Here is a 26843-nt window from a genome sequence, read left to right as displayed (position 1 = left end):
TGAAATGATAAAAGTAAAATCGATAATCCGTGCTCACGAAGTGATAGATGCTGTGCCTGCTGGTCACGCAATTCTTGAGCGCGACGAGCGTCATCTGCGCCGCAAAGCCATTGCGCTTGAGGATGGAGAGAAAATCTTCGTCGATTTTGCCGAGCCTGTGGTTCTCGACCATGGCGACCGGTTGGTGCTGGAAGATGGGCGCGAAATCGAAATCCGTGCTGCCCGCGAAGCGCTTTATGAAGTCCGCGGCCGCGATGCGCTCCATATTGCTGAACTTGCATGGCACATTGGAAATCGGCACCTGGCTGCACAGATCGAACCTGATCGCATCTTCATTCTGCGTGACCATGTGATCAAGGCCATGCTCGAAGGGCTTGGCGCGAAAGTCACGGATACGAATGAAATCTTCAGCCCATTGCGAGGTGCCTATTCCGGCGGGCATTCGTCGCATGATCATCACCACCACGATCATCATCATGACCATCACCACCACGATCACGACTGATCAGAACATTGCACTGCTACGTCTGATGGCCTGGCTGTCGCCGGTCTTTCCGGTGGGTTCTTTCAGCTACAGCAATGGGCTGGAGCGCGCGGTGCATGATGATCTGGTCACCGATGTCGAAAGCCTGCAGGCGTGGCTGCGATCGCTTGTTACCTATGGCTCCGGCTGGAATGATGCGGTGCTGTTTGCCGAAAGCTGGCGACAGGCCGTTTCAGGCGGCGATTTGCGGGAGGTCGCAGAGCTTGCCGAGGCGCTTGCTGGTTCACGCGAGCGGCATATGGAAACCATGTTGCAAGGCTCTGCATTTATGGTCGCTGCCGGAAGCTGGGGTCATGTGGCTTTCGAGCGCTTGCCGTCCGAATGTGCTTACCCCGTTGCAGTTGGGGCCGTCGCTGGTGTGCATGGCATTCCATTGACATCAGCGTTGAGCGCCTATCTTCAGGCTTACTGCATTAATCTTCTGCAAGCATCTATCCGGCTGTCAGTCACCGGGCAGAGCGGCGTGACCGACTTGATGGCCGCTTTGGAAAATGCTCTCATAATAACGGCTGCACGGGCTGCTCAATCCACACTTGATGACCTTGGCTCTGCAACGTTCCTTGCCGATATCACGGCCATGAAACATGAAACTCAGCATTCGAGGCTTTTCCGCTCATGACACAGAAAAACGGACCTTTGCGTATTGGTATTGGCGGCCCTGTCGGCTCAGGCAAGACGACGTTGACGGAGAAACTCTGCAAGGCGCTGCGCGATAAATATTCCGTCGCGGTCATCACCAACGACATCTATACGCGTGAGGACGCGCTTATCCTCGCAAAGCATCAGGCTTTGTCCGAAGACCGCATCATGGGCGTCGAAACCGGCGGCTGTCCGCACACGGCAATCCGCGAAGATGCTTCGATCAATCTTCAGGCAATTGCCGAGATGAACAAGCGGTTTCCCGATCTTGATATCGTCTTCATCGAATCGGGTGGTGACAATCTTGCCGCAACATTCTCGCCTGATCTGGCTGATCTGACGCTCTATGTAATTTCGGTCTGTCAGGGCGAGGAAATACCACGTAAGGGCGGGCCGGGTATTACGCGGTCCGACTTTCTCGTCATCAACAAGAGTGATCTCGCACCCTATGTCCATGTGGATCTCGATGTCATGGAGGGTGACGCAGCGCGGATGCGCGGCAAGCGTCCTTTTGGATTTACCGACCTCCATCGCGGTAAAGGCGTGCAGGAGGTTGTGGATTTCATCCTGGAGAACGGTAATCTTTAGGGTGTATCCCGAAAAGTGTGAAACGGCTTTCGGAAAAGATGCGCGTTAAAACAAACGGTTAGAGCGTCCTATGTCAGCCCATGGCGATGAAGCTGTTAACCGCCTGTGAGCTTCGCCCAAGTATATCGCACGTTGCAGTTCTTTCGGATGCGACTATGGTGACGGCAGAACCTATATGAGCAAGCTGACATTTACATGGTAACAGACCCGCAGCGCGGATCGATATTCTCTGATCTGAAAATAAGCCGCCGGAAAGCCCTTGGCGTTCTGGCGGCTTTGGCTTTGCCAAATGTGGCGCGCGCCAACCCATTTTCGCGCATTGCGGCCATCGACTGGGCTATGCTGGAATGCCTGATGGCATTGGGCGTTACACCAATAGCGGCAACTGAGCTTATCCGGTTTCGCGAAGATGCAGTTGAGCCACCAATACCCTCTTCTGTCGTCGATCTTGGTTTGCGCGGTTCACCAAATTTCGAGCTTCTCTATCTGCTCAAGCCAGACTTGATCCTGAGTTCTCCTTTTTACACGCAGCATGAGGATGCGTTGAAATCGATAGCACCGATCATGTCGTTGCCGTTTTATGTGCATGGCGAGGGGCCTTATGCGAAGTCGCTGGAAGCTGTAACGGCGCTCGGTGAAAAGCTTGAACTCAGCGCCAAAGCAGCAAATGTCATTGAGGTTCAGGCGAAGTTTATCGCCGAGACCAAAGAAGCGTTAAAGCCTTTTGCATCCCGCCCGACCTATCTCATCAACATTGGCGACGCGCGCCACTTCCGTGCTTTCGGCAATGACAGCATGTTCGGTGATGTGCTGGAAAGGCTAGGCTTGCCGAATGCCTGGACGGATCGTTCGCGCTTTACATTTGCGGCACCAGTTCCGCTGGAAAATCTGGCGGCAAATCCTGATGCACGCATCATAATCATCTCGGATATTCCGGTTGAATCGCGCAATGGTCTGCGCAACAGCGTGATATGGCGGTCGCTTAAGCCCGTTCGGGAAGGCCGGGTTTATATGCTTGATAACATCAATCCCTATGGCGGCATAACTGCGGGATTGCGGTTTGCCCGGCTTCTGAAAGATGCCTTGCAGGCAAGCGGGGAGACATCCCTGTGACCACTGGCAAACTCATTTCGAGCGCTTTAATCGGCGTTGTAATTGCTCTTGTGCTGTTCCTCTGGAACGCCAACGCATTTCTGCCATTTGGCGAGTGGCCTGCGCTGCCGTTTAATCCGCAAAATATGACCACCGAACAGGTCATTCTGGCCTATGCGCTGTTTCCGCGTGCCTCGGTTGCGATTTTTGCCGGCGCAGCACTCGGATTGGCCGGTGCCTTGTTGCAGAGGCTTCTGAACAATCCGATTGCCGACCCATCGACGCTTGGCGTGTCGTCGGGTGCACAGCTGGCGATCGTTACGGCAACGCTTTTCTTCCCTGCTGTGCTGGATCAGTTTCGTTGGGTGGTGGCGCTTTCAGGTGCCGGTATTGCGACTGCAATCGTCTTTCTGCTTGGCTGGCGCAACCGGCTTGAGCCGGTCACGATGGTCGTTTCAGGCCTTCTGATCGGCGTAACCTGCAGCGCACTCTCCGCTGCAATGACGCTATCGCAGGGCCAGTATCTCATGTCGCTTGTGACATGGAATGGTGGCTCGCTGAGCCAGCAGGACTGGTCGTCTACGGTGGCGCTTGCCCTGCAATTCCTTGCCTGCCTCATTGCCGCAATCATGCTGAGCCGTCCGCTGACGCTTGCAGGCCTTGGCGATAGCAGCGCTCGCTCGCTGGGTGTTCCGCTGGCATGGCTGCGTGTGGCGGTCGTTGCCGTTGCGGTGGTGCTGAGCGCTGGCGTTGCGGCCAATGTCGGTCTTGTCAGTTTCATCGGTCTGGCGGCCCCTGCAATCGTGCGTGGCTTCGGCGTCAGAAAGCCGGGTTCAATCCTGCTGGCGTCGCCCTTTGCTGGTGCCGTGCTGCTCTGGATCTGCGATGGAGCGGTACAGTTTTTCGGTGCCAATCTTGGCGAAACGTTCCCGACAGGTGCCGTCACAGCACTGATAGGCGGGCCTTTGCTGCTGTGGCTCATTCCGCGTGTTCGCACAGCCACATCGCAACAGTCTTCGCCTGTACATGTCATCAAGCGTGCATCCAATGTGAAACTAGCTGCGCTGCTCGCGGCGTTGCTGGTTGCAGCATTTTTTGCTCTCGCACTGGCGCGAACGCCGCAAGGCTGGCTGCTTCTGATGGGTGAAAATCTCCGCGATATTTTGCCTCTGCGCTGGCCGCGCCTTTTGGCCGCCGCTGCTGCCGGTAGCCTGCTTGCGCTGGCGGGAGCCGTCCTGCAGCGTCTGACTGGTAATCCCCTTGCAAGCCCTGAAGTGATAGGCGTCAGTGGCGGAGCGGGCATAGGCTTTGCGATGGCACTCACGATTTTTGCGGCACCGAACAATGCGCAACTGCTGCTTTGCGCGGGCATTGGCGCATTGATTGCCGTGCTTGTGGTCTTGAGCTTTGCGAGCAGCAGAAGATTGTCATCCGCACGCCTGCTGCTTGCCGGTATCTCGGTGGGTTCGCTCGCTTCAGCCATATTGAGTATCTTCCTGTCCATAGGCGATCAGCGCTCATGGCAAATCCTTGCATGGCTCAGTGGGTCATCGGCGACGGCAACGCCGGAAAGCTCGCTTTTCCTTGTCGTGCTGACGTTCGGTGTGATTGGGCTGGCATTGCTTGCTTCCCGCTGGCTGACGATCCTGCCGTTGGGGCAGACGATTCCGGTCTCGCTAGGCTTGCCGGTGCGGGCTGCGCGAATACTGACGATCCTGCTTGCCGCAATCGCCAGTGCCGCCGCATCGCTGCTGGTCGGACCTTTGAGCTTCGTGGGGCTGATGGCACCGCATATGACGCGCCGTATGGGCTTTGATCAGGCACAATCGCATGTGATTGCATCAGCCGTGCTCGGAGCGCTTTTTATGGTGATTGCCGATCTTGGTTCGCGCAATGTGACTTTCCCCTATGAATTGCCTCTGGGCCTTTTTGCAGCACTCGTTGGTGCGCCCTACCTGGCCTGGGCTCTCGCATCGGCCCGGAAATCGTGAATGATTTTCGGAAAGGATGTCGCTCCATGCTTAAAGTTTTGCCGCAAGGAAGTCGATAAAGGCGCGAATGCGTGCGGCAAGGTGAGGGTGGCCGGGGAAAACTGCATGGATTTTCTCGGGCTCCGCAGGTGACCATTCCGCAAGCACCTCTACCAGTCGCCCGGTTGCCAGATCGTTGGCAACAGTATGTTCGCCGGTCTTCATCAAACCGCCGTCTTCGATGCAAATACGTCTGAGGATGGTGCCGTCACTGCCAAGAAAATTGCCGGAAACCACCTGTCGAACGCTCTCACCTGTTTCGGGATCAGCAAACTCCCATTCACTTGGCTGGAAATTATAGCGCAGGCAATTATGCGTTTTCAGATCCTCGGGCCTTTGAGGCGTACCATGTTTTTCCAGATAGCCGGGCGAGGCCACCACCAGCCGTCGCATCAGTGTGATGGGGCGGGCTTTTAAAGCCGAATCCTTCAACGCACCTGAGCGGATTGCCAGATCGGTGCGCTCCTGCCAGAGATCGATAATGCTGTCGTTGAGCGTTATGTCGAGTTCGACCTCTGGATAAAGCTTCAGAAACTCCGGCACCAGCGGCATGATCACCGTTGCACCGAAGCCAACTGTTGAACTGACCCGCAACGGACCGCGCACGGCTGCCTGTGCACCATCGGTAATCCGAGCTTCCATTTCTGTGAGTTTGTCGAGCAGGCTGCGTGCTTCCGCCAGATAGAACTCGCCTTCCGGTGTTGGGGTCAGACTGCGTGTGGACCGCACCAGCAATCGCACCTGCAGGCGATCTTCCAGCCGCGAGACAAGGCGGCTGATTGCTGAAGGCGTCATGTTGAGTTGACGCGCGGCAGCGGAAAAACTGCCCGTCGCCACGGCACGCGCGAAAACTTCCATTTCACCGAAACGATTATCCAAAACATCACCTGTGAATCTAATGAACAGCTATATACAATATTATCAGTCTTATCATTTGATATCCAGAGAGCGATATGAGGGCAACATTAAACAACAGGAACTCCTGCCATGCCTGTCGCTCTTATCGCTCTTACGATCGCGGCCTATGCGATCGGGACAACCGAATTTGTGATCGTTGGTCTCCTGCCGACGGTTGCTTCGGATTTGCATATTACTCTTCCACTCGCCGGACTGATCGTCAGCGTTTATGCGCTTGGCGTTACCTTCGGCGCTCCTATCCTCACTGCTCTGACCGGTCGTCTTGAACGCAAGCCATTGTTGCTTGGCCTCATGGCGCTGTTCATTGCAGGCAATATGGTGGCAGCCTCAGCACCAAGCTATGAAATCCTCATGATTGGACGTGTGCTTTCGGCCTTTGCCCATGGCGTCTTCTTCTCGGTCGGTGCAACGATTGCCGCCGATCTCGTGCCTGAAAACAAACGCGGTTCTGCCATCGCCATGATGTTCATGGGCCTGACGGTTGCAATCGTAACCGGCGTGCCGCTTGGTACCTGGATTGGTCAGAATTTCGGCTGGCGCGCAACCTTCTGGGCTGTCTCGGCAATCGGCCTCGTCGCACTTGTCGGTATTGCTGCTCTCCTGCCGCGCAGCCTTCAAAAGGCTGAACCTGCATCGCTCATGGATCAGTTGCGTGTGCTTGGCTCCGGACGCCTGCTGATCGTCTATGGTATGACAGCGCTCGGTTATGGTGGCACTTTCGTTGCCTTCACCTATCTCACACCGATCCTGCAGGACATTACCGGCTTTGCGGAAGGATCCGTCAGCTACATTCTGGTGCTCTATGGCATTGCGATCGCTATTGGCAACATCGTTGGTGGCCGCATTTCTAACGACAATCCAGTTCGTGCCCTGACGGTGCTGTTCGTGTTGCAGGCCATTGTGCTTGTGCTGTTCAGCTTCAGTGCGGTGTCGCCATTCTTCACACTGATCACACTTGCAGCGCTTGGCTTCCTGCAATTCGCGAATGTACCCGGCCTGCAGCTCTATGTCGTACAGCTCGCCAAGGAATACCGTCCGGGCGCTGTCGATGTCGCCTCCGCGCTCAATATTGCAGCCTTTAATCTCGGTATTGCGCTCGGCGCCTGGCTCGGTGGTGTGGTCGTTGAAAGCCAGCTTGGTCTCATCGCAACCCCTTGGGTCGGTGCAATTCTCGTCGGTGGCGCTCTGGTTCTCACAGTCCTAAGCGGCGTGCTTGATCGCCGTACCGAAACCCGTGTCGCTACCGCATAAAATCAAAGGAACTAGCATGCATAACGTAACAACAAATAGTGCCTCCATTCCCGCCCTTGGCCTTGGCACTTTCCGTATGCCCGGCGAAGATGTGCTTCGCATCGTCCCTTACGCGCTCAAGGCTGGTTTTCGCCATGTCGATACCGCGCAGATTTATGGCAATGAAGCCGAGGTCGGTGAAGCAATTGCGACTTCCGGCGTTCAGCGTGGCGACATCTTTCTGACCACAAAAGTCTGGGTAGATAATTATAAGCATGATGCTTTCATCGCATCTGTCGATGAAAGCCTTACCAAGCTTAAGACCGAGTATGTCGATCTGCTGCTTCTGCATTGGCCGAATGAAGCTGTGTCGCTTGCCGAACAGATCGGTGCACTGAATGAAGTGGCAAAAGCTGGCAAGGTTCGTCACATTGGTGTGTCGAACTTCAACACGGCATTGATGGCAGAAGCAAAGGCGCTTTCCGATCTGCCGCTGGTGACGAACCAAATCGAATATCATCCATATTTGAGCCAGCGCAGCGTGATTGAAGCAGCTCATGCGGCTGGCATGTCGATCACTGGTTATTATGCGATGGCCGACGGAAAAGTGTTCAGCGATGCGGTTCTCAAGGATATCGCCGCAGCCCACGGCAAGTCGGTTGCGCAGGTGGTTCTTCGCTGGCTGGTACAGCAGGATAATGTGATTGCACTATCCAAAACAGTTAGTGAGGCACGAATTCTGGAAAACCTGGCCATTTTCGACTTTGCATTAAGTGAGACCGAAATGCAGGCAATCCACGCGCTTGTCAAACCCGATGGCCGTATTGTCAGTCCGGATGGGCTAGCCCCTCAGTGGGACTGAAAATAAGAAGGACGGCGAAAGCCGTCCTTTTTCTTGTTTGGTTTAACGCTGCACTTTCATGCCGACATAGACACTGTTGGCGCGATATTCTCGATCCGAGATTTGGCTGGTCTGGAATTCATGACGCAGTCGCGCGTCAATGCCGACATAGCGATTGATCCAATATGTTCCACCGATCTGCGCCCCGATTGTGTAGTCGGTTCCGGTGCCATCCTTATTGTCACGGACATTGAGGTCGAGCTTACCGTTGAGGCTCAGATCCGAGCGCACGCGCCGCGTGACCTCGAGGCTCGCAAAATGCAGAAGCGCGCCGGAAACGCCGGGTGTTGTCGAGGTGTCGACCATGGTTTGTGCATAGAGCTGCATATCGGTTCCGCGTAGCGGCGACCAGTTGATGGCAGCTGCAAGTGATGGTCCACTGACATCGCTCAGACGGGAATCATCACTATTGGCGCGCATGAAGCCAGCGGAGAATTCACCGTTGAATTTTTCTCCGCGATCAAACATCAGGCCACCACGCACCGCATATTGCGAGCCGCTGCGCTCATAACCGTTGCTGTCCACCCGCTCATCGAACATGCGCTGGCCCAGTTCAACTTCGGCAAAAGGCTTGAGTGCGGGTGAAATGGCAAAACCACCACGCAGTGTTATGCTGGCATAGGTGTTATCGCGATCTTTCTGGCTGACAGTGCCGCCTGAAGACAGTTCTGCATCGCCATAGATTTCATGCTCGACGCGGCCCGTTGCGCGACCGAAAAGCAGGCCAGTGTCGCGTTCGATGCCAAGGCTGCCATTGAGGGTGTGAACAAGCGGGCGTTTGAGAGCATCGGTTACGCCGTTGGGACTTGATGCACTTTCGCGGCGCAGTTTGTAGCCGGCACCGGCATTGATGGTTGTCTGGTCACTGAGATCAAAGCGCAGGTTGCCCTGAATATCGGCGCGTGGTTCCGACACGTCCTGGCCGGAAATCGATTTGCTGAGTGTGCCTGAGGCATCCAATGTTGCCTGATGGCGTCCCCAATCGGATTCTGCATTGAGGCGCAGCGTCGTTTCCGAGAGGATGGCGCTCGAGCCGGTCGAACTGTTATCGCCATTCGTTGTAGCGCGAATGCCTTGCTCAAGCGTCGGACGCAGCATGAATGAGCCTACGCGAACGCCTAGTGGCGCAAAGGGATCAGCTTCCGGTGTGGCGCGGCGACCCTGTTCAGGAATGGCGGGAAGGTTTTCGCGACGTACGCGACCAGTGTCATCCTGATCTTCAGTTGTGATCGCACCAACGCGCATGTTGTCTGTCGAAAGGAAGGGCTGAGCGTCCTCCTCCACAGTTGGTGCTGCCTGCGCCGGTTCGGTAGGCTGTGACTGGGAAGTGCTGTCGGCAGGCGGCGTGTAGGAACTATCTGCGAAATCAACTGATGCGGGCGCATTCGGATCTGTCGGATCAGTATCGCTATTGGCGGTCTGGTCAGGTGAAGAAACGGAGAGGTTATCTTCATCCACACTGCCGCGCAGCTGGGCATCCTGAGAAAAGGCTGGCGAGTGACTGATTGCCAAGGCGCACCCTGCCAGCAACAGGCATCTCAACCTGCGGGCAAAAGGCGATGATCCGCCGGATGAGGAATTGGCAAAAAGCATATTGTCTTCAAACCGTTGCAACGTGGTAATTGAACGGTAAACGGACATGGTTAATTGTTTACTAATTATTGCTTTCGAAGTGCCTGGATTGTGCGGCAACAAATGCTTGGACAACCGGCTTTTAAGGCGCTAACCCTGTGCGCCATGACCCAGTCCGATATGACAAAGCTCGACACCACAAATGAAACCGCACGCGCGGAGGATTTGATTGCCTCGGCTCTGCGCACGATCAAGACCGAAAATGCTGGCCTTGTGGCGCTTGAAGAAGCCTTGAATAATGGCCTTTCGGCTCCATTCGCAGAAGCAGTCAGGACGATTGTTGCTTCAAAAGGCCGGCTGGTTGTTACGGGCGTTGGCAAAAGTGGCCATATCGGCACCAAGCTTGCAGCGACTTTTGCCTCAACCGGAACATCGGCCTTCTTTGTGCATTCTGCTGAAGCCAATCATGGCGATCTTGGCATGGTCGGCTGCGATGATGTGATCCTCGCCCTTTCATGGTCGGGTGAAACGGCTGAACTCAAAGGTATTGTCAATTATTCGCAGCGCTTCCGCATTCCGCTGATTGCTATTACGGCAGGCGAAGAATCGGCCCTTGGAAGGGCAGCAAGCATCGCTTTGATTCTGCCAAAGGCACAGGAAGCCTGTCCGCATGGGTTAGCGCCTACGACATCGACAATGATGCAGCTTGCTATTGGCGATGCGCTTGCAATCGCTCTTCTGGAAGCGCGTGGCTTCAGCCCGACAGATTTCAAGACTTTCCATCCAGGCGGTTCGCTTGGTGCGAGCCTTACCCATGTTCGCGAGATCATGCATAGGGGTGAACGTCTGCCGCTGGTCAGGGCGGGCACATTGATGCCGGATGCCATGAAGGTTCAGGCTCAGAAGAGCTTCGGCTGCGTGATTGTCGTCAATGACGATGGCACATTGGCTGGAATTATCACGGACGGTGATATTTCACGTAATCTGAGCCGTAATCTGTCTGAACTTGCTGTCGATGATATCATGACACGCAAGCCCAAGACGGTAGATCAGAATCTGCTCGCCAGCGCTGCTTTGAGCATCCTCAATGAGAAACATATCGGGGCATTGATCGTGGTTGAGGACGATCGACCGATCGGCCTCGTGCATTTCCACGATCTGCTGCGCATTGGGGTTGCCTGAGGCATAGAATAGGATCAGGGGGATAGGGTTTTAAGAACGCTTATTCCCTACAAGCCACCTATACTTCCACTTCTACTTCCAGAGTGATTGGGTCAAAGGACACCACACGCACTTCCGTGCCTGCAGGGAGGTCGGGGCCTTTGATGCGCCATGTTGTGTCGTTGATATGGATACGTCCGCGCCCGTTGACGATAGGCTCATTCAAAGTGGCGCGCTGCCCGACAAGCTGCTCTCCTCGACGGTTGAGCAACGGCTCGTCCTGCTGATCGTTGACGCCGAAAAAGCGACGGCCCGCCAGCACGAACGCAATGGCGAGAACCAGAAACAGCACGGTCTGCACTTGCCAGCCAAAACCGATTAATGAGCCGAGCAGGAAGGCGAGGCCGCCCGTGACAAGGGCTGCAAGGCCAAACCAGATGAAGAAGAAGCCGGGCGCCATAATTTCCAGGATGAGCAGGACAAGTCCTAGAACGAACCAGCCCCAAAGCCCAAGCTGTGACAGGAAATGAATGATCATGACGCCCTGCCTCTTTAACGATTGGTGGTGGGTACGCTGCGGGTGCGCGGGTTTGGTGTAGTCGGGGTTGGCTCAACCGTGGAGCTGCTATCGCCAAAAACTTCTTTGGCAATTGCACCAATACCAGCCAGCGAACCGATCAGCGAACTTGCTTCAAGCGGCATGAGAACCACTTTCTGGTTCTTGGCGCTGGCAATGTTGCCGAGCGCTTCGGTGTATTTTTGCGCCACGAAGTAATTGAGCGCCTGAACGTTACCGGCAGACACGGCGTCAGAAACGAGTGTGGTTGCCTTGGCTTCCGCTTCGGCCAGACGTTCACGGGCTTCTGCTTCGCGCTTGGCGGCTTCAAGCTTGCCTTCTGCTTCCAGAATCTGCGATTGCTTCTGGCCTTCCGCACGCAGAATTTGTGCATTGCGGTCGCCTTCCGCTTCCAGAACCTGCGCACGTTTGTCGCGCTCAGCCTTCATCTGGCGTGCCATGGAAGTGACGATGTCTGCAGGTGGATTGATGTCCTTGATTTCCACGCGGGTCATCTTGAGGCCCCATGGATGCGCGGCTTCATCGACAACACGCAACAGACGATCGTTGATGGCATCGCGGTTGGAGAGCAGTTCATCAAGGTCCATCGAACCCATGACGGTACGGATGTTGGTCATGGTGAGGTTCAGGATTGCATATTGCAGGTTGGAAACCTGATAGGCGGCCTGAGCCGCGTTCAGCACCTGATAAAAGGCGACACCGTCAACACCGACGATGGCGTTGTCGCGGGTGATAACTTCCTGTGTAGGAACGTCAAGCACCTGCTCCATCATATTAAGCCGTGCGCCGATCCTGTCGAAGAATGGAACGATCAGATTGAGGCCAGGCATAAGAGTGCGGGTGTAACGGCCAAAGCGCTCCACGGTGTAGTTATAACCCTGCGGCACAGTCTTGATCCCGGCAAATAGCGTTGCCAGAACAAGTGCGGCCAAAATCAGTAGCGTGATATCAAAGCCAGTCATTATGTAGTCCCCTTAGTAAAGGCGGTAAGGCAGTGGGGGCAGGGCGAATATGATGCCCCTTTGCGCCATGGCCTTAGACCCAACCCTGCAACTCGCGGCGAACGAGCGTCTCAATAACTTTCATGCCTTCTTCGCTATCGTTGAGGCATGGAATGTGGCTGAAATTCTCGCCGCCGGCCTCGTGGAAAGCCTCAGCCGCTTCGTGACCGATTTCGTCGACGGTTTCCAGGCAGTCTACCACAAAGCCGGGATTGAGTACGGCAACTGACTTGACGCCCTGCTTGGCTAATTCTTCCAGTGTCTCGTCCGTATAAGGCTGGAGCCATTCTTCCGGGCCGAAACGAGACTGGAAGGTGGAGCGGAACTGTTTGTCATCCATGCCGAGGCGCGCACGCAAAAGCCGTGATGTTTCAAGACATTGAGAGCGATAAGGGTCGCCCTTGTCCGAATAGCTTTTGGGGATGCCGTGATAGGAAGCGAGGATCACTTCCGGCTTGAAATCGAGCGTCGCAAGATGCTTCTCAATCGAGCGCGCAAGCGCCTCAATATAGACAGGTTCCACTTCATAGGAAGGGATCGTGCGGACCGCTGGCATAAAGCGCTTTTTCATCAGCACTTCGAAGAATTTGTCATTCACCGTGGCCGTGGTGGTCGCTGAATATTGCGGATAGAGCGGGAACATGACGATGCGTTCGCAACCCTGCTTCAACAGGCGATCCGTCACTTCTTCAATCGAAGGCTGGCCATAACGCATGGCCCAGTCCACGATGACGTTCGGATGATCTTTGAGCGCAACGGCGAGTTTTTCGCCTTGTGCACGGGTATAGGTGCGTAAGGGCGATTCATTCTTCTCGCGGTTCCAGATACGGTCATAGAGCGCGCCGGAACGCTTTGGGCGTGTGTTGAGCACGATGCCGTAGAGGATCGGATACCACAAAAGGCGCGGCCATTCGATGACACGACGGTCGGAAAGGAACTCAGCCAGATAACGCCGCATCGGAGCGTAGCTTGTACCATCGGGCGTGCCGAGATTAACAAGCAGAACACCCACTTTAGGTTGCTTTATTCCGCTGGTGCTCAGATTGGCGGTCACTTTTTCCGTCTCACTCATATTCCGTCTCCTGCTTTGCCGGAAAACTAGACAAAAACAGGCAAATTACAATCCTAACAATAGGGGCGACAGTCGAATTGTCGGGTAATCGATCAAACAACCCATAAAAAAACGGCACACGCTAAAAGCGTATGCCGTTTGGAATGCTGTTTTGGCGTATTTTAAGCGCGGCGGGTCAGCGAGAAGCGCGAGCCTGCCGACGACGTGCAGTTGAGCTGGTTCTGTGAAACGAGCGCACAATTCACGCGTGAAGAGGTGCCACGTACGATCGAACGCATATCGATCTCAACAAGCTGAGGCGACTGGTAACGGTAGTTACCTTCTGCCAGCTTTTCATTGGTGTCGGTTGAGCGGGTTTCAAAAATGCCGCCATTGAAGGACGACACGATGCCGTTAGGATCGACCCATTTGCCGTCGATACCGGATGGCGCACGATTAACGACAGGGACATTGCCACCACCGCCAGGGCCGGTAGCAACACATCCTGCAAGCGCGAGCGATACGATTGCCGTAGAGCCAATGATGCGGAAGCGTTTCATGTCCATCTTCTCCGTTCGAGTGTTTACCGTGTGATGGATGGAAATTTACACGAATACAAGCCCCTTTGAAGAGGATAGCAGGAATGTTGCGAAACTGCCGCATTCGCGATTACCCGACCATGGCCGGGCAATCTGGCTATTTCATATCAAGGCGTTGAGATGCTGACGCATCAGCCTTGAAAAAGTTCAATTGCCACCCGGACTTAACCAAAGACCAATGATTGGTCTTTGCGATTAGCGCACCAGAATGTTGCGAAACTGCCAAGGGTCCTTGGTGTCGATATCTTCTTCAAACAGCTTGCCACGACCTTCAAGCGGCGTCCAGTCGGTGTAATAGCCTTTGACCGGGCCGAGATAAGGCAACTGCACTTCGAGGCAGCGGCGGTAATCGATTTCGTCAGTTTCAACGATACCGCTCTCAGGATTTTCCAGCGCCCAGACCATGCCGGCCAGCACTGAGGATGAGACCTGCAATCCCGTTGCATTCTGGTAAGGAGCAAGTTTGCGTGCTTCTTCGACGCTCAGCTGCGAGCCGTACCAGTAGGCATTCTTGTCGTGACCATAGAGCAGTACGCCAAGCTCATCCGAGCCGTCGAGGATTTCAGATTCGTCCAACACATGCTGTGCTGGCTGTGCCTTGCCATTGGCACCAAACATTTCATCCAGTGACAGGATGGCGTCGTTGCAAGGGTGATAGGCATAGTTGCAGGTCGGGCGGTACTCGAGCTTGCCCTTCTTGTTGCGAACAGTGAAGAAATCCGCGATCGAAATGGCTTCATTGTGCGTTACGAGCAGACCAAATTGCGCACCATGCGTGGGGCACCATGTACGAATGCGAGTGCTGCCGCCGGGCTGCTCAAGGAAGATTGCTGCCTTGTTGCCCTTCTTCTGCTTGCGCGCATTCTTGGGCTTCCAGTTTTCATGACTGCCCCAGCCAAGTTCGGCGGGCTGCAAACCTTCCGCGATGAAACCTTCGACGGACCAGGTGTTCCAGAACGTATCGAACGGCTTTGGCTCTTTGGCGCGCTGGGTATCGCGTTCGGCAATGTGAATACCCTTCACTCCGGCCTTTTTCATGAGTTTGGCCCAGCCCTGACGATCATCAGTCGCAGGTTCTTCAAAGTCGAGCTTGAGTTCGGTCGCGAGATCGATCAGCGCTTTCTTCACAAACCAGGAAACCATGCCGGGATTGGCTCCGCAGCAGGAAACAGCTGTCGGTCCACCGGGGTGCTTGCGCTTTTCGGCACGTACAGTTTCGCGCAATGCATAGTTTGTGCGCGAGGCATTGTCGGCCTTTTCGTCGAAATAAAAGCCCAGCCAAGGTTCGACGACTGTATCGATGTAAAGCGCGCCCTGTTCGCGGCTAAATCGCAGCAAATCAAGCGAGCCGGTATCAATCGACAGGTTGACGATGAATGGCTGACCGCCTCCGTCCTTCAAAAGCGGGCCAAGCACGTCCTTGTAATTTTTAGGGGTGATTGCTTCATTGATGAAGCGGATATTCTTCTCATCGAGAATTTTACGGTTCTTCTCCGATGGGTCGATAACGACCATGCGGGATTTGTCGAATTTGAAGTGGCGTTCGATCAGTGGCAGGGTACCGCGCCCGATCGAGCCAAAGCCGATCATGATAAGAGGGCCGGTAATTTCGCCATAGACTGGCCATTTCGCTTTCGCCATTTTTTCTCTCTCCTGCTGCAAGGTGCAGCGCTTGGCATTGTCACGAGTTGGACAATGCTAATTTGCCACGATAGCACAGGTTCATAGAAAGAAAGAAACGTCACAAGCCTATGACATGAATACGTGTTTAACGAATTTACATCGTGACCAGTTGCGCGCGGATCATTCCACGCAAGGAATTGCCGACAAGAATGTTGCGCGCGCGGCTGAGGTCATCAACGGTGACAACGGCTTCCTGAACAACTCCATTGTTCAAAAGTTCGCGTCGCAGAACACCGTCGAGAAGCCCGCAGGAGAGTGCAGGGGTGACGCAAGTGGTGCCGCCGATATCGAGAAAAATCGAGGTGATTGTGCCTTCGCAAACTTCATCACGATCATTGAGGAGGATGACCTCATCGACTTCTGCTGTCGAATATTCTTCCCGGGCAGCGATATAGGCCTGGCGACGTGTGGTCTTGTGACGAAGCAGCGGATCATCATGGTCGAGGTGTGTGCGTGCAACGGCAATGCGCCAGACGCTCTGAGGCTGTAGTGGCACATAGGGCAGGGCTGCAACCGTAACCAGTCCGTCGGGTGCCAGTGTAAGCCGCAGCTTGAGCGGGTTTTCACCCGCACCGATTTCTGCAATTTTCTGATGCACGGTCTCCATATTGTAATGGAAACCAAGCTCACGCGCCGAGTTTTCAAGCCGCGCCATGTGCAGACCGCAACGCAGGATGCCGGATAACGGCTCCCATCGCATTGTTTCGATCAGTTGGTAATCGGGTTGCGCATTGCTGGCACTTGACCCGTCGCGAACCGCGCTTTCAGAAGACATTCCTCATACTCCGCTTGCGCTGTGGAATCGAAGACCACACCGCCCCCGACATTGAAAATCGCACGATTTTGGCTGTGAAGCGAGAGCGTTCGAATGGCGACATTGAATCGCATCCGTCCGCCCGGTTCAATCCAACCCAGTGAACCGCAGTAAATGTCACGTGGACCAGTCTCCAGTTTATGCAGAATTTCCATGGCGCTGATTTTAGGGGCGCCAGTGATGGAGCCGCATGGAAAAAGCGCTGTAAAGAGCGAGCGTAGTGAGACATTGGATTTCAACTTTGCCCGCACACGGCTGATCATCTGATGAACGGTTGGATAGGTTTCCACCCTGAAAAGCTCAGGTACGTCGAGCGATCCGACTTCGCTCACCAGCGAAATGTCATTGCGTAAAAGGTCGACAATCATGCGGTTTTCCGCCTGATTCTTTGGGTCATGCATCAGAAACTGGCGGTTGTTTTCATCTTCTTCAGATGTCGCGCCGCGTGGCATGGTGCCCTTCATCGGGTGTGTTTCTATCCAGCCGTCATCATTGACTTCAAAGAACAGTTCCGGCGAGCGGGACAGGATGATGGGGCCGCCGAGATCGCAATAGGTCGCATAGCGAACCGGCTGGCGCTTTGCGAGCGCGTTAAACAGAACGAGCGGGTCACCGTCCCACTCAGCATCAACCGGGAAAGTCAGATTACCCTGATAGCAATCGCCTTCCCGTAAATGCTGATGGAGCCGTTCGAACCGTGGCGCATAGTCCTCAAAAGACCATTGGGCCACCGGCTCGCGCAGAAAAGTGATGTTGTCGTCGCTACGATGATGCAGTTCCGTATCTGCGGGGCCGTCAAAGACACCAAAGCATAAAAGTGGCGCTTTCCGACCATCAGGCAGGAGCGGCTTCAGTTTTGGCTCAAGCAGATATCCGGCCTCATAGGAGAGATAGCCTGCAAGCCACTTTCCATCTTCATGGGCGCGTTGCATCGCTTCCCATGCTGCGTCGAATTCTTCCGGTTCATCGGCACGGATGATTGCAGAAGGGGTCGTGAAGAAAACTTCACGACCCGCTTTGTCATCCCGAAAAAGGATGTGTGGCCTATTCAAACCCCTATTCAAACCCTTGTGGGTCACGAATTTGCTCAGTCTTCCATAGCTTCGAGTTCGTCGATGATGCCTTCCACCACCGACAGGCCCTTGCTCCAGAAATTCGGATCGGTTGCATCAAGGCCAAATGGTGCCAGCAATTCTTTGTGGTGCTTGGTGCCACCGGCCTTCAGCATGTCGAAGTATTTCTGCTGGAAACCCTTTTCCGAGTTCTGGTAGACGGCATAAAGCGAGTTTACCAGACAATCGCCGAAAGCATAGGCATAGACGTAGAACGGCGAATGAATGAAGTGCGGAATATAGGTCCAGAAGGTTTCATAACCCGGATTGAGATGGACAGCATCGCCAAGGCTTTCGCGTTGAACATCCATCCAGATTTCACCGATACGTTCTGAAGTCAGTTCGCCTTCGCGGCGTTCGGTGTGAACACGACGCTCAAACTGATAGAAAGCGATCTGGCGCACGACCGTATTGATCATGTCCTCGGCCTTCTGGGCCAGCATGGCCTTGCGTTCGCGCTTGTTGGTGGTGCGTTCAAGCAGCGAGCGGAACGTGAGCATCTCACCAAAGACGGAAGCCGTTTCAGCCAGTGTAAGTGGCGTGGATGCCATCAGCGCACCCTGTTCTCCAGCCAGAACCTGATGCACGCCATGGCCAAGCTCATGGGCGAGGGTCATCACATCGCGTGGCTTGCCCATATAGTTGAGCAGCACATAAGGATGGGCGGAAGGCACAGTTGGATGCGCAAAAGCGCCTGGCGCTTTACCGGGACGAACCGGCGCGTCGATCCAGTTCTTGTCGAAGAACTTCCTGGCGATCTCGGCCATTTCAGGTGCGAAATTGCCATAGGCGGAAAGTACGGTTTCGCGGGCTTCATCCCATGAGATCAGCGCCTGCGGTGTTTCCGGCAGCGGCGCATTGCGATCCCAGTTTTCCAGCTTTTCAAGGCCGAGCCACTTGGCTTTCAGCGCATAATAGCGGTGCGAAATACGCGGATAGGCTTTTTCAACGGCACTGCTGAGCGCATCGACCACTTCGCGCTCGACGCGATTGGCAAGGTGGCGGCTGTCGGCAATATCCTGAAAACCGCGCCAGCGGTCGGAGATTTCCTTGTCTTTGGCCAGCGTATTGGTGATCAGCGTGAAAGTACGCAGGTTTGCGCCAAAAGTCTTGGCGAGCGCTTCCGATGCCTTTTTGCGCACGGCACCGTCTGCATCCTGCAGCATGTTGAGGGTCTGCTCGATGGCCAGTTCTTCGCCATCGACATCAAAGCGCAGGCTCGACATGGTTTCATCAAACAGGCGGTTCCATGCGCTGTAGCCGGTGATCGACTTTTCGTGGAAAAGCTGTTCGAGCTTGTCTTCAAGCTCATATGGCTTGTCGAGGCGCAGATCCTCCAGCCATGGGCGGTAGTGGCCGATGGCCGGATTGGAGGCCATCGCTTTTTCAAGCACGTCATCATCGATGCGGTTGATTTCGAGGCTGAAGAAAATGAGCGGCGTGTTGGCGTCTGTCAGTTTCTGCTGCACATCGCCGAAAAGCTTCATGCGCTTAGGATCGGTCGTGTCGCCGTAATAATACAGGCCCGCGAAAGAGGCGATGCGGCCCATCAGTTCACTGAGCGCTTCATATTCCTTGATTGCTTCAGCAAAATTGCCGCCATTGGCCTTTGCAGCTTCGTCTCCGAGTTTGCCCTTCCAGCGGGTTTCAAAATTGGCCGCATCTTTTGCAGCTTTTTCGAGATCGGCTTTCAGTTCAGCGCTCTCGGCAGAAGGATAAAGGTCAGCCAGATTCCATTCCGGCAATTTGCCGAGATCCGGCTTTTTGGCGGCGCCGGTGTCACCGGCTGGCAGATGAAGAGCAGCGTCAAACATGGTGGGCTTTGAAAAACGGTTCATCGCATTGGTCATTGGCATTCTCCTGTTGCCCCCTTCTCGCATGTCTTTTTCGTGACGCCAAGGGGGCGCGCTTGAGCTCGAAGGTGCGACACTATTCTGAGGATGATGCGTGAATGTCTGAGCATTGGGCTTGCATTAATCTGGAACGATGCTCCAAATGACGCGCCTGAAATATGACACATACTAAATATTGGGATGTTCCGGCACATACACCACTGGTAGTGAAGCACCCATGAGTACGCGTATTCTTATAGCGGATGATGATCCGATTCAACGCCGCAGCCTCGAAACGGCTGTGCTGCGCATGGGGCATAGAACCATTCTTGCGGATGGCGGCACAAGTGCATTCGGTTTCATCAGTAACCGTAAAGACATCGCGCTCATACTTCTCGATCTGACCATGCCCGACATGGACGGCTGCGCAGTTCTTACAAAAATGCGTGAAGCGGGCATCAATATTCCTGTCATCGTGCTGGTACAGAACGACGACCTCGAAAAAGCCATGCAGGCTATCAGGTTGGGTGCGGTCGACTTCATGACCAAGCCTGTCGTGTTCGAGCGGATGCAGGTTTCCGTCGCCAATGCTTTCAAACTCGATTCGCTGACGCAGGAACTCAAGCGGACGCGTTCTTCGCAGAAGTCGCATATCCTGCTTTCCGAAATGGTGACGAAGAGCCCGGAAATGGAGAAAGTGGCCATGCTTGCGCGTCGCGTGACGCCGCTTGATACGCCATTGCTCATTGAAGGCGAAGTCGGCACGGGCAAGGAAACGCTGGCGCGGGCGATCAGCAGCGGTGGCACACGCTGGCAGGGACCGTTTGTTGCTATCGATTGCCGGTCTCTCGCAAAAGGCAATGCCGATCAGGTGCTGTTTGGGCATTCGGGAACAGGATCGACCAATTCTGGTGAAGCCCCAATCCGGATCGCGGGTAAGATCGCAGAGGCGCAGGGCGGAACGTTGTTTTTTGATGAGATAAGCGCGCTGTCTTATCGCACGCAGCTTCGCCTCTTTGAAATCATGCAGGCATCGCAATATGCGGCCGCTGGTGACAGCGCCGATCTTTTGGCAGACACACGCGTCATTGCGTCAAATAGTCATTCCGTGACAGAGCTCGTGCATATGGGCCGGTTTCATCCCGGCCTTTATCACCTGATTTCATCGTTTTCGATTGAAGTTCCGTCGCTTAGAAATCGTCTCGAAGATATTCCGATTCTGGTGCATCAGTTTCTGATGCATTTTGCCAGCGAAGAGCGACTTGGGCATATCACCGGCATTACGCCCTATGCTTTGGAAAGCCTCAAGAGCTACGATTGGCCCGGCAATGTGCGTGAGCTAAAGAACGCGATCTATCACGCCGTCCTTTTGTGCGATGAACACGCGCTGACAGTCCGCGACTTCCGTCATATGGGCGAAGGAAGTGCGGCTCATTCTGGCAGGAATGCGGCCTTAAACCCGATGTCGGGCGAGAGCCTCCCAGTTCGGATCAAAGAAAATTCCAGTGCGGGGTCGATCAGCGGCATCACGCTCGAAGGGGAAGTTCGCACGCTTGCGGCCACCGAAGAGGAAATGATCCGCTTCGCAATCGCGCATTATGACGGCCAAATCAGCGAGGTCGCGCGGCGTCTGGGCATCGGAAGGACCACACTTTACCGAAAATTGAAGGAATATGGCATCGATGTGGCATCCATAGCTGGCAAGGGGCATGACGATGCAGATGACGAAAATGATACCGGTCAGAGCCGTGTTATAAACGGGTAAATGACCATTAACTTATTGAAATTTAGTAATTTACCGAACACTGCCTGTCGGTGTTGCCAGAATGTAAGCATCGACGAAGATTGTTAATAGTTTCTTTACCATGACGAAAATAGATGCGCCTGTGTGTCTTTTTTGCCATGGTGTTTCCTCATTTGTTGTTCACTAAGCGTCCATTAACCATTAAATCCGACAATCGGGGCTCATGCATATTCGTTTCTACGAGCTCTGATATGGCCCTTTGGGCGGACAACACGGTAAGGCGATATAATTCAATGAGCAGGATATCGACCATTAAAGCGCGCTTGGCGAAAGTCTGGAATGGCTGGACTGGCCAGACTGGCCAGACTGGATTGTCTGCTTCCGTATCTCGGGTTCGCTCTTCTGTTTCCGCATCTTTGGTTGCAGCCGCAGTCGTTACGGCACTTGCGCCGTCGCAGGCATCGGCTGAAACCCGTACGCTGAAGCTCTATTATGTCCATACCGGTGAGAAGGCAGAAATCACCTTCAAAAAGAACGGTAAGTTCTTGCCTGATGGTTTGAAGAAACTGAATGTCTTCCTGCGCGACTGGCGTCGCAACGAGCCGACCAGAATGGACCCGCGCCTGTTCGACCTTGTGTGGCAGGTTTATCGCTCTACCGGCTCCAACCAGTACATCACAGTTGTTTCTGCCTACCGTTCGCCTGCGACCAACAACATGCTGCGCTCTAAATCCAGCGGTGTGGCCAAGAAGAGCCAGCATACGCTGGGTCGCGCTATGGACTTTTTCATTCCCGGTGTACCGCTTGCAAAACTGCGCGGTATCGGGATGCGCTATCAGATCGGTGGTGTTGGCTATTATCCGCGTTCCGGCTCGCCTTTCACCCACATGGATGTGGGCAATGTACGCTCGTGGCCACGTATGAGCCGCCGCGAGCTGTTGGCTCTGTTCCCGGATGGCAAGACCGCTCACCTTCCAGCTGATGGCAAGCCATTGCCGGGCTATGAGCAGGCGCTTGCCATGATCGAAAAGCGCAAAGCTGGCGGTGGTGGCGTCATGATGGCCAGCAATTCAGCCCCTCGTAAGAGCAAGACGTTGTTTGGCGCATTGTTCGGTGGTGGCGGTGCTGACGAAGAAGAAGATAATGGCAATGATGCCGCGCCAGCCCCGGCGACGGTTCGTCCTGCCCGGGCTGCACCTGCTCGTCAGGCACCAGCGGTCGCGCCGCCTGCTCCTGTGCAGCAGCCGGAAGCTATGATTGCGGCCTTGCCGACCCGCGAGGCGCCGGTACCAATGCAGGCCCCACGTCCTGAAGCAACTGTTGAAGTGCCACAGCAGGCTGAGCAAGCGCCCGTAGTTGCCCTCAATGTCCCGATCCCGGCTCGTAAACCGGCAAATGCTGCTCAGGATGCGATTGCACTTGCGGCTGCACAGCCAGCCGACGCGACAATGCAAGAAGTCGCTGACGCTAGTCCTAACCCACTCATGACCGGTTTTGTTCCAATTCCGTCCATGCGTCCGCAGCAGGAAGTGGCTACGCAGGTCGCCGCTGCCGCAGTTCCGAGCGCCCGGCCTGAACGTGATGAGCTGAACCCGCAGGATGCGATCGCTCAGATTGTGAATAACAATCCGGATAGTGCAGCGACTGTCGCCGATGCTGGAAATGCAATTCAGCCGGGTGCTGCCGCAGCTTATCCTGTGCCGAAAGAGGCGCCGCGCGCTAATACGCAACTGGCCTTGCTCTCCAAAAAGGATGAAATCGGTGAGCTGATTGCGCCGCCGGAAGATGATTTCGACACGCAGCCTATAGCGTCAGCAAACCGTGAGCCTGCGAAGATTGCGCCTGTTAAGACGGCTTCGGTTGCCAGAGCTATTCCTGCTCCAGCGCGTCAGCGTGTTGCAACCAATGGTCATGGAACGAAAAGCAGCGCCCGTTCTTCGGGTAAAGGTGATCGCCATGTAGCCAGAGCAAATGCGCGTCCAAGTCCTGTCGTGCAGCCTGCTGCGATGCCAGCCTCTGCTGTCGCTATGTCATCCGATTCTGTTTCGCAGACCGCCCCAACGACCAATCCGGTCCTGCGTAACGATGCGATGCGCACTGCACCCGCAATGGTTTACACCGCAGGTTTCCAGCGTGGCGACCTGCCAAGCGAACGCGCCAATCAGTTCAGTGGCAATGCTGTCACCTTCCTGACGGTGGCAAAGTTCACCGAAACGAACTGATCCTCCAACAGATCAAAGAAAAGGGGCCTTTGAGGCCCCTTTTTTATTTCGCTTTCTTAAATTCAGCCTTTCAAGGCAGCGGTTTCTGCTGCGAGCTTGGTAATGCCGTCCCAATCACCAGCTTCGACCAGTTCCTTTGGCGCAACCCATGAGCCGCCTACGCAGATGACGTTTGGCAGCGAAAGATAAGTCTTCGCATTGGAAAGGCTGATGCCGCCAGTCGGGCAGAAGATCGTTCCGGCCAATGGCGATGACAGAGCTTTCAGGAATGGTGCACCACCTGCCTGTTCTGCCGGGAAGAACTTGAGATGTGTATAGCCTTCTTCGCGCAACGCCAGCATTTCGCTTGGCGTGATCGCTGCTGGCAGCAGTGGCACGTCGCTGTCGTTGGCTGCAGCGAGAATATATTTCGTAACGCCGGGGCTGACGATGAAACGTGAACCTGCCTTGGCAGCGTCTTCATAGTGCTTTGCATTGAGAATAGTGCCTGCACCGACGATTGCTTCCGGCACTTCCGATGCGACCGCGCGGATCGCGTCGAGTGCTGCAGCCGTGCGCAGGGTGATTTCGATTGCAGGCAACCCACCCTTTGCCAGTGCCCGCGCCAGCGGAACGGCGTGCTCGACCTTGTCGATCAGCAATACCGGAATAACTGGTTGGCCTTGCAGGACGGGAACGAGAAGATCGGTTTTCTGCGGCATGGGCTTGCTCTTCTGCTGATAAGTGAACGGCTAAAATCGATTTAAAGTGCATGGCCTTGTTTGTCTACCGCGCACATCAAAACCGATGCGCGGCGTGGTAGCGTCATGCCGCTTGCAATATATGGCCGAGGCTGCGGTTCCAGCGTTCAAAGGCTGTTGCCATGCGGGTATCATAATGGTTACGGGCGAAGGCTGGCCCGTTGTAGCGCCGCGCAAAATTGCGCCAGTCTTTCTCCTGCAGTGTCGTTTTCAATCCGGCTTTGTCGATGAAATTCAACATCAGCCTGACCTGTCCGCCAACAGAGCTGCGGGCTTCAGCCACCAGTTCATCAACGTTGCGATAGCTAAGCCATTCCCAATGGGCGCCCATGACCTGTCCTAACCCCCATGAGGTGGATTCAAGTGCTGCCTTTTTATGGATTGACATTGCCCGTTCGAGCAAAAGCCAGCGCTCGCGCTGGGTCTTGGGATTGCGTATGCGTCCCGCATCCGGCGTTGATAATCCGGCTTTACGCGCCTGGTCGCGAATACGGCCTGCAAGCCTGCGGTCGAAGTAATGGCCTTCAAAGCGGATGGCGGGTTCCTTTTTGCCATTGATATCAAAAAGCGCACGGCCACCACTTTCCACCTCTGCCACCGCCAGCAGGGCTGCCGGTTCAATCCCTGCTTGCCTCGCCAATGAGATGATTTCTGCAAAAGTTTCTGTATCGAACATCTGGTTTCTCCTCTTGCAAACCGTGTTTATCGAAGCCGGATTTTCGCTTGTCTTGAGAGGAGGGGGATAAATAACTTGAATTTGCCGCGTTCGAGGACTAGTTCGGAGGAAATTTGGAAGAGATCGAACGATGAGCAATCTGCCTTTTACTGTTGCTGCCCTTTATTGCTTTGCGCGTTTGCCGCAATATGAAAGCCTGCGCGAGCCGCTGGCCGAACTTTGCTGCTCTAACGGCATCAAGGGGACGCTGCTGCTGGCGGCGGAAGGCATCAACGGTACAGTTGCAGGAACAAAGCCAGCGATTGAGAAGCTCGTGGCTTACATCACGTCGATCCCGGAGCTTGCCAATCCGGAACTCAAATACTCTCATGCCAGCGAAATGCCGTTCTATCGCATGAAGGTGCGTTTGAAGCGCGAAATCGTCACCATGGGCGTCGATGGCATTGATCCGCTGAAAAGTGTTGGCACATATATTGCGCCCAAGGATTGGAACGCGCTGATTGCCGATGAAGACACGGTCGTCGTCGATACGCGCAATGATTACGAATATGCTATTGGTACGTTCGAGGGCGCGCTTGACCCAAACACCAAGACATTCCGCGAATTTCCGGAATGGGTGGAGCAGAACCGCGACAAGCTTGAAGGCAAGAAAATCGCCATGTTCTGCACCGGCGGCATTCGTTGTGAAAAGGCGACTGCTTTCGTCAAAGGTTTGGGCTTCGACGATGTGTTCCACCTTAAAGGCGGCATTCTGAAGTATCTTGAGGAAGTGCCGAGCGAAGAAAGCATGTGGAATGGTGAATGCTTCGTGTTCGATGAACGCGTGGCAATTGGTCATGGCCTGACCGAAAGCGATATTGAGCTTTGCCGCGCCTGCCGTCGTCCGATTACGGCTGAAGACAAGCTTTCCCAGTTCTTCGAGGAAGGCATTTCCTGCGCTGGTTGCTACGACGAACGCACGCCGGAAGATCGCGCGCGTTTTGCCGAGCGCGAAAAGCAGGTAAAACTCGCCAAGCTTCGTGGCTCAAGCCACAAGCACATTGGACGCTAGAATATAGGATGTTGGGGTTTCTTTTGCCGCATCATTCTTATCAGCACTAGCCAAAGCTAATACTCCCCTTTAAGGTGGCTATGTTTTCGGAACGATCTGAATTCGTTACGGAAATTCTGGGCGGCTTTTGCATGGACGCCCGTGTGAAAAGGGTCTGACGGCATCCGGGTCGCGTTTGCCTCCATCATACCCATCATCGCAAGTTAGAGCATCTGGACAGGTCTTGATGCTCGAACAAACGGCGGCGGATTTTTTCCGGCGCGTGATGGTGTTTGCCCGAAATACGGGCTCTATGGAGGTAGACAATGAAAAAACTTATCGCTGCGTTTCTTATCACGGTTGCAGCTGGTGCTGCATCGGTTGCTCATGCCGCCGAAAAGGTCACGGTCTTTGCTGCAGCCAGCATGAAGGATGTGATCGAGGAAGCCGCAAAGCAGATCAAAGCCAAGGACGGCACGGAAGTTGTGGCTTCCTTTGCTTCGTCTTCGGTTCTGGCAAAGCAGATCGAGCAGGGCGCTCCCGCAAATATTTTCATTTCTGCCGATCTTGACTGGATGGATTATGTCGAAAAGGCCGATGCCATCGACAAGGCTTCGCGCAAGGTGATTGCAGGCAATGCGCTGGTAATTGCAACGCAGAAGGAAACGCCGAAGGGTGACGCCAAGGAACTTTTGAGCGCTGGTCGTTTCGCAATGGGCGATCCATCCAATGTTCCAGCTGGCAAATACGGTAAAGCTGCGCTTGAAAAGCTCGACATCTGGAAAGACGTCGAAAAGAATGCCGTTTTCACCGAAAACGTGCGCGTTGCGCTGCAATATGTGAGCCGCGCCGAAGTGAAGGCGGCAATCGTCTATGCATCCGATCGTGCGGCTGCGCCTGAACTCGTTGAAGCCTATCGCTTCCCGGCTTCGAGCCTTGCTCCGATCCTGTATCCTGCAGCACTGATTGCAAAGAACGAAAATGATGCCGCCAAGGCATTCCTTGCGTTCCTTGAAAGCGATGCCGGTCAGGCGATCATCAAGGACAAGGGCTTCGTTGGCGCTGCAGAGGCCGCTCAGTAATGATG

Annotated in this window: 24 protein-coding genes; 12 read left to right on the top strand and 12 right to left on the bottom strand. The window is 54.7% G+C overall.

What is annotated here, in order from left to right:
• Window positions 1-4: 4 nt before the first annotated feature.
• From ureE to fhuB, 5 genes are all read left to right on the top strand, one after another.
• Window positions 5-505, top strand: a complete 501-nt coding sequence (ureE, locus tag ACSME1_RS12325) for an urease accessory protein UreE (RefSeq protein ID WP_024895969.1) — start codon at window positions 5-7, stop codon at window positions 503-505.
• Window positions 477-1163, top strand: coding sequence for an urease accessory protein UreF (locus ACSME1_RS12320; RefSeq protein ID WP_024895968.1), 687 nt, complete (start codon window positions 477-479; stop codon window positions 1161-1163). The genes ureE and ACSME1_RS12320 overlap by 29 nt, the downstream gene beginning before the upstream one ends.
• A complete protein-coding gene (ureG, locus tag ACSME1_RS12315; RefSeq protein ID WP_024895967.1) occupies window positions 1160-1771 on the top strand; it encodes an urease accessory protein UreG in 612 nt (203 codons plus the stop codon). Before ACSME1_RS12320 ends, ureG begins: the two co-directional genes overlap by 4 nt.
• Window positions 1772-1966: 195 nt before the next feature.
• Entirely contained in the window at window positions 1967-2884 is a 918-nt protein-coding gene (locus ACSME1_RS12310; RefSeq protein ID WP_024895966.1) for an iron-siderophore ABC transporter substrate-binding protein, read from the top strand.
• Window positions 2885-2913: 29 nt separating this feature from the next.
• Window positions 2914-4854 (top strand): Fe(3+)-hydroxamate ABC transporter permease FhuB, encoded by a 1941-nt coding sequence (gene fhuB, locus ACSME1_RS12305; protein WP_435655446.1) that lies wholly within the window; start codon window positions 2914-2916, stop codon window positions 4852-4854.
• A 30-nt stretch (window positions 4855-4884) separates the two neighbouring features.
• Here fhuB and ACSME1_RS12300 read toward each other — a convergent pair whose 3' ends face one another.
• Window positions 4885-5772, bottom strand: a complete 888-nt coding sequence (locus ACSME1_RS12300; protein WP_024895964.1) for a LysR family transcriptional regulator — start codon at window positions 5770-5772, stop codon at window positions 4885-4887.
• Between the two features lie 108 nt (window positions 5773-5880).
• Between ACSME1_RS12300 and ACSME1_RS12295 the strand changes: the two genes are divergently transcribed.
• Together ACSME1_RS12295 and ACSME1_RS12290 are read left to right on the top strand one after the other, a co-directional pair.
• The gene (locus ACSME1_RS12295) at window positions 5881-7062 is read left to right on the top strand and encodes an MFS transporter (RefSeq protein WP_024895963.1); all 1182 of its coding nucleotides are present in this window, start codon (window positions 5881-5883) and stop codon (window positions 7060-7062) included.
• A 16-nt stretch (window positions 7063-7078) separates the two neighbouring features.
• A complete protein-coding gene (locus ACSME1_RS12290) occupies window positions 7079-7903 on the top strand; it encodes an aldo/keto reductase (RefSeq protein ID WP_024895962.1) in 825 nt (274 codons plus the stop codon).
• Window positions 7904-7945: 42 nt separating this feature from the next.
• Here ACSME1_RS12290 and ACSME1_RS12285 read toward each other — a convergent pair whose 3' ends face one another.
• The gene (locus tag ACSME1_RS12285) at window positions 7946-9535 is read right to left on the bottom strand and encodes an outer membrane beta-barrel protein (RefSeq protein ID WP_105534779.1); all 1590 of its coding nucleotides are present in this window, start codon (window positions 9533-9535) and stop codon (window positions 7946-7948) included.
• A gap of 159 nt (window positions 9536-9694) precedes the next feature.
• Between ACSME1_RS12285 and ACSME1_RS12280 the strand changes: the two genes are divergently transcribed.
• Window positions 9695-10696 carry a KpsF/GutQ family sugar-phosphate isomerase gene (locus ACSME1_RS12280; protein ID WP_024895960.1) on the top strand — a complete coding sequence of 334 codons (1002 nt, stop codon included), beginning with the start codon at window positions 9695-9697 and terminating at the stop codon, window positions 10694-10696.
• A gap of 58 nt (window positions 10697-10754) precedes the next feature.
• Here ACSME1_RS12280 and ACSME1_RS12275 read toward each other — a convergent pair whose 3' ends face one another.
• From ACSME1_RS12275 to ACSME1_RS12240, 8 genes are all read right to left on the bottom strand, one after another.
• Complete coding sequence (locus ACSME1_RS12275; protein ID WP_024895959.1) at window positions 10755-11213, bottom strand: NfeD family protein; 459 nt, start codon at window positions 11211-11213, stop codon at window positions 10755-10757.
• Between the two features lie 14 nt (window positions 11214-11227).
• Window positions 11228-12214, bottom strand: a complete 987-nt coding sequence (locus ACSME1_RS12270; protein WP_024895958.1) for an SPFH domain-containing protein — start codon at window positions 12212-12214, stop codon at window positions 11228-11230.
• A 73-nt stretch (window positions 12215-12287) separates the two neighbouring features.
• Entirely contained in the window at window positions 12288-13325 is a 1038-nt protein-coding gene (gene hemH, locus ACSME1_RS12265; RefSeq protein WP_024895957.1) for a ferrochelatase, read from the bottom strand.
• Between the two features lie 161 nt (window positions 13326-13486).
• The gene (gene omp10, locus ACSME1_RS12260; RefSeq protein WP_024895956.1) at window positions 13487-13864 is read right to left on the bottom strand and encodes an outer membrane lipoprotein Omp10; all 378 of its coding nucleotides are present in this window, start codon (window positions 13862-13864) and stop codon (window positions 13487-13489) included.
• 234 nt (window positions 13865-14098) lie between these two features.
• Window positions 14099-15544 carry a homospermidine synthase gene (locus ACSME1_RS12255; RefSeq protein ID WP_024895955.1) on the bottom strand — a complete coding sequence of 482 codons (1446 nt, stop codon included), beginning with the start codon at window positions 15542-15544 and terminating at the stop codon, window positions 14099-14101.
• 136 nt (window positions 15545-15680) lie between these two features.
• The gene (locus ACSME1_RS12250; RefSeq protein WP_036566636.1) at window positions 15681-16361 is read right to left on the bottom strand and encodes an aminotransferase class IV family protein; all 681 of its coding nucleotides are present in this window, start codon (window positions 16359-16361) and stop codon (window positions 15681-15683) included.
• Entirely contained in the window at window positions 16295-17452 is a 1158-nt protein-coding gene (locus ACSME1_RS12245) for an aminodeoxychorismate synthase component I (RefSeq protein WP_425427566.1), read from the bottom strand. Before ACSME1_RS12245 ends, ACSME1_RS12250 begins: the two co-directional genes overlap by 67 nt.
• A 35-nt stretch (window positions 17453-17487) precedes the next feature.
• Window positions 17488-19350, bottom strand: a complete 1863-nt coding sequence (locus ACSME1_RS12240) for a M3 family oligoendopeptidase (protein WP_100558039.1) — start codon at window positions 19348-19350, stop codon at window positions 17488-17490.
• 232 nt (window positions 19351-19582) lie between these two features.
• On the opposite strand from ACSME1_RS12240, the gene ACSME1_RS12235 reads away from it, so the two are divergent.
• Both ACSME1_RS12235 and ACSME1_RS12230 read left to right on the top strand, forming a co-directional pair.
• Window positions 19583-21109 (top strand): sigma-54-dependent transcriptional regulator, encoded by a 1527-nt coding sequence (locus ACSME1_RS12235; protein ID WP_024895951.1) that lies wholly within the window; start codon window positions 19583-19585, stop codon window positions 21107-21109.
• Window positions 21110-21381: 272 nt separating this feature from the next.
• On the top strand, window positions 21382-23310 hold the full coding sequence (locus ACSME1_RS12230; RefSeq protein ID WP_024895950.1) for a DUF882 domain-containing protein: 1929 nt from the start codon (window positions 21382-21384) through the stop codon (window positions 23308-23310).
• Between the two features lie 62 nt (window positions 23311-23372).
• Here ACSME1_RS12230 and ACSME1_RS12225 read toward each other — a convergent pair whose 3' ends face one another.
• A complete protein-coding gene (locus tag ACSME1_RS12225; RefSeq protein ID WP_024895949.1) occupies window positions 23373-24011 on the bottom strand; it encodes a 2-dehydro-3-deoxy-phosphogluconate aldolase in 639 nt (212 codons plus the stop codon).
• A 103-nt stretch (window positions 24012-24114) separates the two neighbouring features.
• Window positions 24115-24726 (bottom strand): N-acetylmuramidase family protein, encoded by a 612-nt coding sequence (locus tag ACSME1_RS12220; RefSeq protein WP_024895948.1) that lies wholly within the window; start codon window positions 24724-24726, stop codon window positions 24115-24117.
• 130 nt (window positions 24727-24856) lie between these two features.
• On the opposite strand from ACSME1_RS12220, the gene ACSME1_RS12215 reads away from it, so the two are divergent.
• Together ACSME1_RS12215 and modA are read left to right on the top strand one after the other, a co-directional pair.
• On the top strand, window positions 24857-25777 hold the full coding sequence (locus ACSME1_RS12215; protein WP_024895947.1) for a rhodanese-related sulfurtransferase: 921 nt from the start codon (window positions 24857-24859) through the stop codon (window positions 25775-25777).
• A 305-nt stretch (window positions 25778-26082) separates the two neighbouring features.
• A complete protein-coding gene (modA, locus tag ACSME1_RS12210; RefSeq protein WP_024895946.1) occupies window positions 26083-26838 on the top strand; it encodes a molybdate ABC transporter substrate-binding protein in 756 nt (251 codons plus the stop codon).
• Window positions 26839-26843 lie beyond the last annotated feature (5 nt).

This window comes from Brucella pituitosa (genome assembly GCF_965577835.1).
Taxonomy (GTDB): domain Bacteria; phylum Pseudomonadota; class Alphaproteobacteria; order Rhizobiales; family Rhizobiaceae; genus Brucella; species Brucella pituitosa.
The sequence above is the reverse complement of the archived record's forward strand: the minus strand, read 5'-3'. Positions and strand labels throughout refer to the sequence as shown.

Bases quoted from the DNA above. Each gene is read 5' to 3' on its own strand.
- ACSME1_RS12290 (WP_024895962.1), top strand. From the start codon at position 7,079: ATGCATAACGTAACAACAAATAGTGCCTCCATTCCCGCCCTTGGCCTT.
- ACSME1_RS12255 (WP_024895955.1), bottom strand. From the start codon at position 15,544: ATGGCGAAAGCGAAATGGCCAGTCTATGGCGAAATTACCGGCCCTCTT.
- ACSME1_RS12225 (WP_024895949.1), bottom strand. From the start codon at position 24,011: ATGCCGCAGAAAACCGATCTTCTCGTTCCCGTCCTGCAAGGCCAACCA.
- ureG (WP_024895967.1), top strand. From the start codon at position 1,160: ATGACACAGAAAAACGGACCTTTGCGTATTGGTATTGGCGGCCCTGTC.
- ACSME1_RS12220 (WP_024895948.1), bottom strand. From the start codon at position 24,726: ATGTTCGATACAGAAACTTTTGCAGAAATCATCTCATTGGCGAGGCAA.
- ACSME1_RS12235 (WP_024895951.1), top strand. From the start codon at position 19,583: ATGAGTACGCGTATTCTTATAGCGGATGATGATCCGATTCAACGCCGC.
- omp10 (WP_024895956.1), bottom strand. From the start codon at position 13,864: ATGAAACGCTTCCGCATCATTGGCTCTACGGCAATCGTATCGCTCGCG.
- ACSME1_RS12310 (WP_024895966.1), top strand. From the start codon at position 1,967: ATGGTAACAGACCCGCAGCGCGGATCGATATTCTCTGATCTGAAAATA.
- modA (WP_024895946.1), top strand. From the start codon at position 26,083: ATGAAAAAACTTATCGCTGCGTTTCTTATCACGGTTGCAGCTGGTGCT.
- ACSME1_RS12250 (WP_036566636.1), bottom strand. From the start codon at position 16,361: ATGTCTTCTGAAAGCGCGGTTCGCGACGGGTCAAGTGCCAGCAATGCG.
- ACSME1_RS12320 (WP_024895968.1), top strand. From the start codon at position 477: ATGACCATCACCACCACGATCACGACTGATCAGAACATTGCACTGCTA.
- ACSME1_RS12230 (WP_024895950.1), top strand. From the start codon at position 21,382: ATGAGCAGGATATCGACCATTAAAGCGCGCTTGGCGAAAGTCTGGAAT.
- ACSME1_RS12240 (WP_100558039.1), bottom strand. From the start codon at position 19,350: ATGAACCGTTTTTCAAAGCCCACCATGTTTGACGCTGCTCTTCATCTG.
- ACSME1_RS12215 (WP_024895947.1), top strand. From the start codon at position 24,857: ATGAGCAATCTGCCTTTTACTGTTGCTGCCCTTTATTGCTTTGCGCGT.
- ureE (WP_024895969.1), top strand. From the start codon at position 5: ATGATAAAAGTAAAATCGATAATCCGTGCTCACGAAGTGATAGATGCT.
- ACSME1_RS12270 (WP_024895958.1), bottom strand. From the start codon at position 12,214: ATGACTGGCTTTGATATCACGCTACTGATTTTGGCCGCACTTGTTCTG.
- ACSME1_RS12280 (WP_024895960.1), top strand. From the start codon at position 9,695: ATGACAAAGCTCGACACCACAAATGAAACCGCACGCGCGGAGGATTTG.
- ACSME1_RS12295 (WP_024895963.1), top strand. From the start codon at position 5,881: ATGCCTGTCGCTCTTATCGCTCTTACGATCGCGGCCTATGCGATCGGG.
- ACSME1_RS12275 (WP_024895959.1), bottom strand. From the start codon at position 11,213: ATGATCATTCATTTCCTGTCACAGCTTGGGCTTTGGGGCTGGTTCGTT.
- ACSME1_RS12285 (WP_105534779.1), bottom strand. From the start codon at position 9,535: ATGCTTTTTGCCAATTCCTCATCCGGCGGATCATCGCCTTTTGCCCGC.
- hemH (WP_024895957.1), bottom strand. From the start codon at position 13,325: ATGAGTGAGACGGAAAAAGTGACCGCCAATCTGAGCACCAGCGGAATA.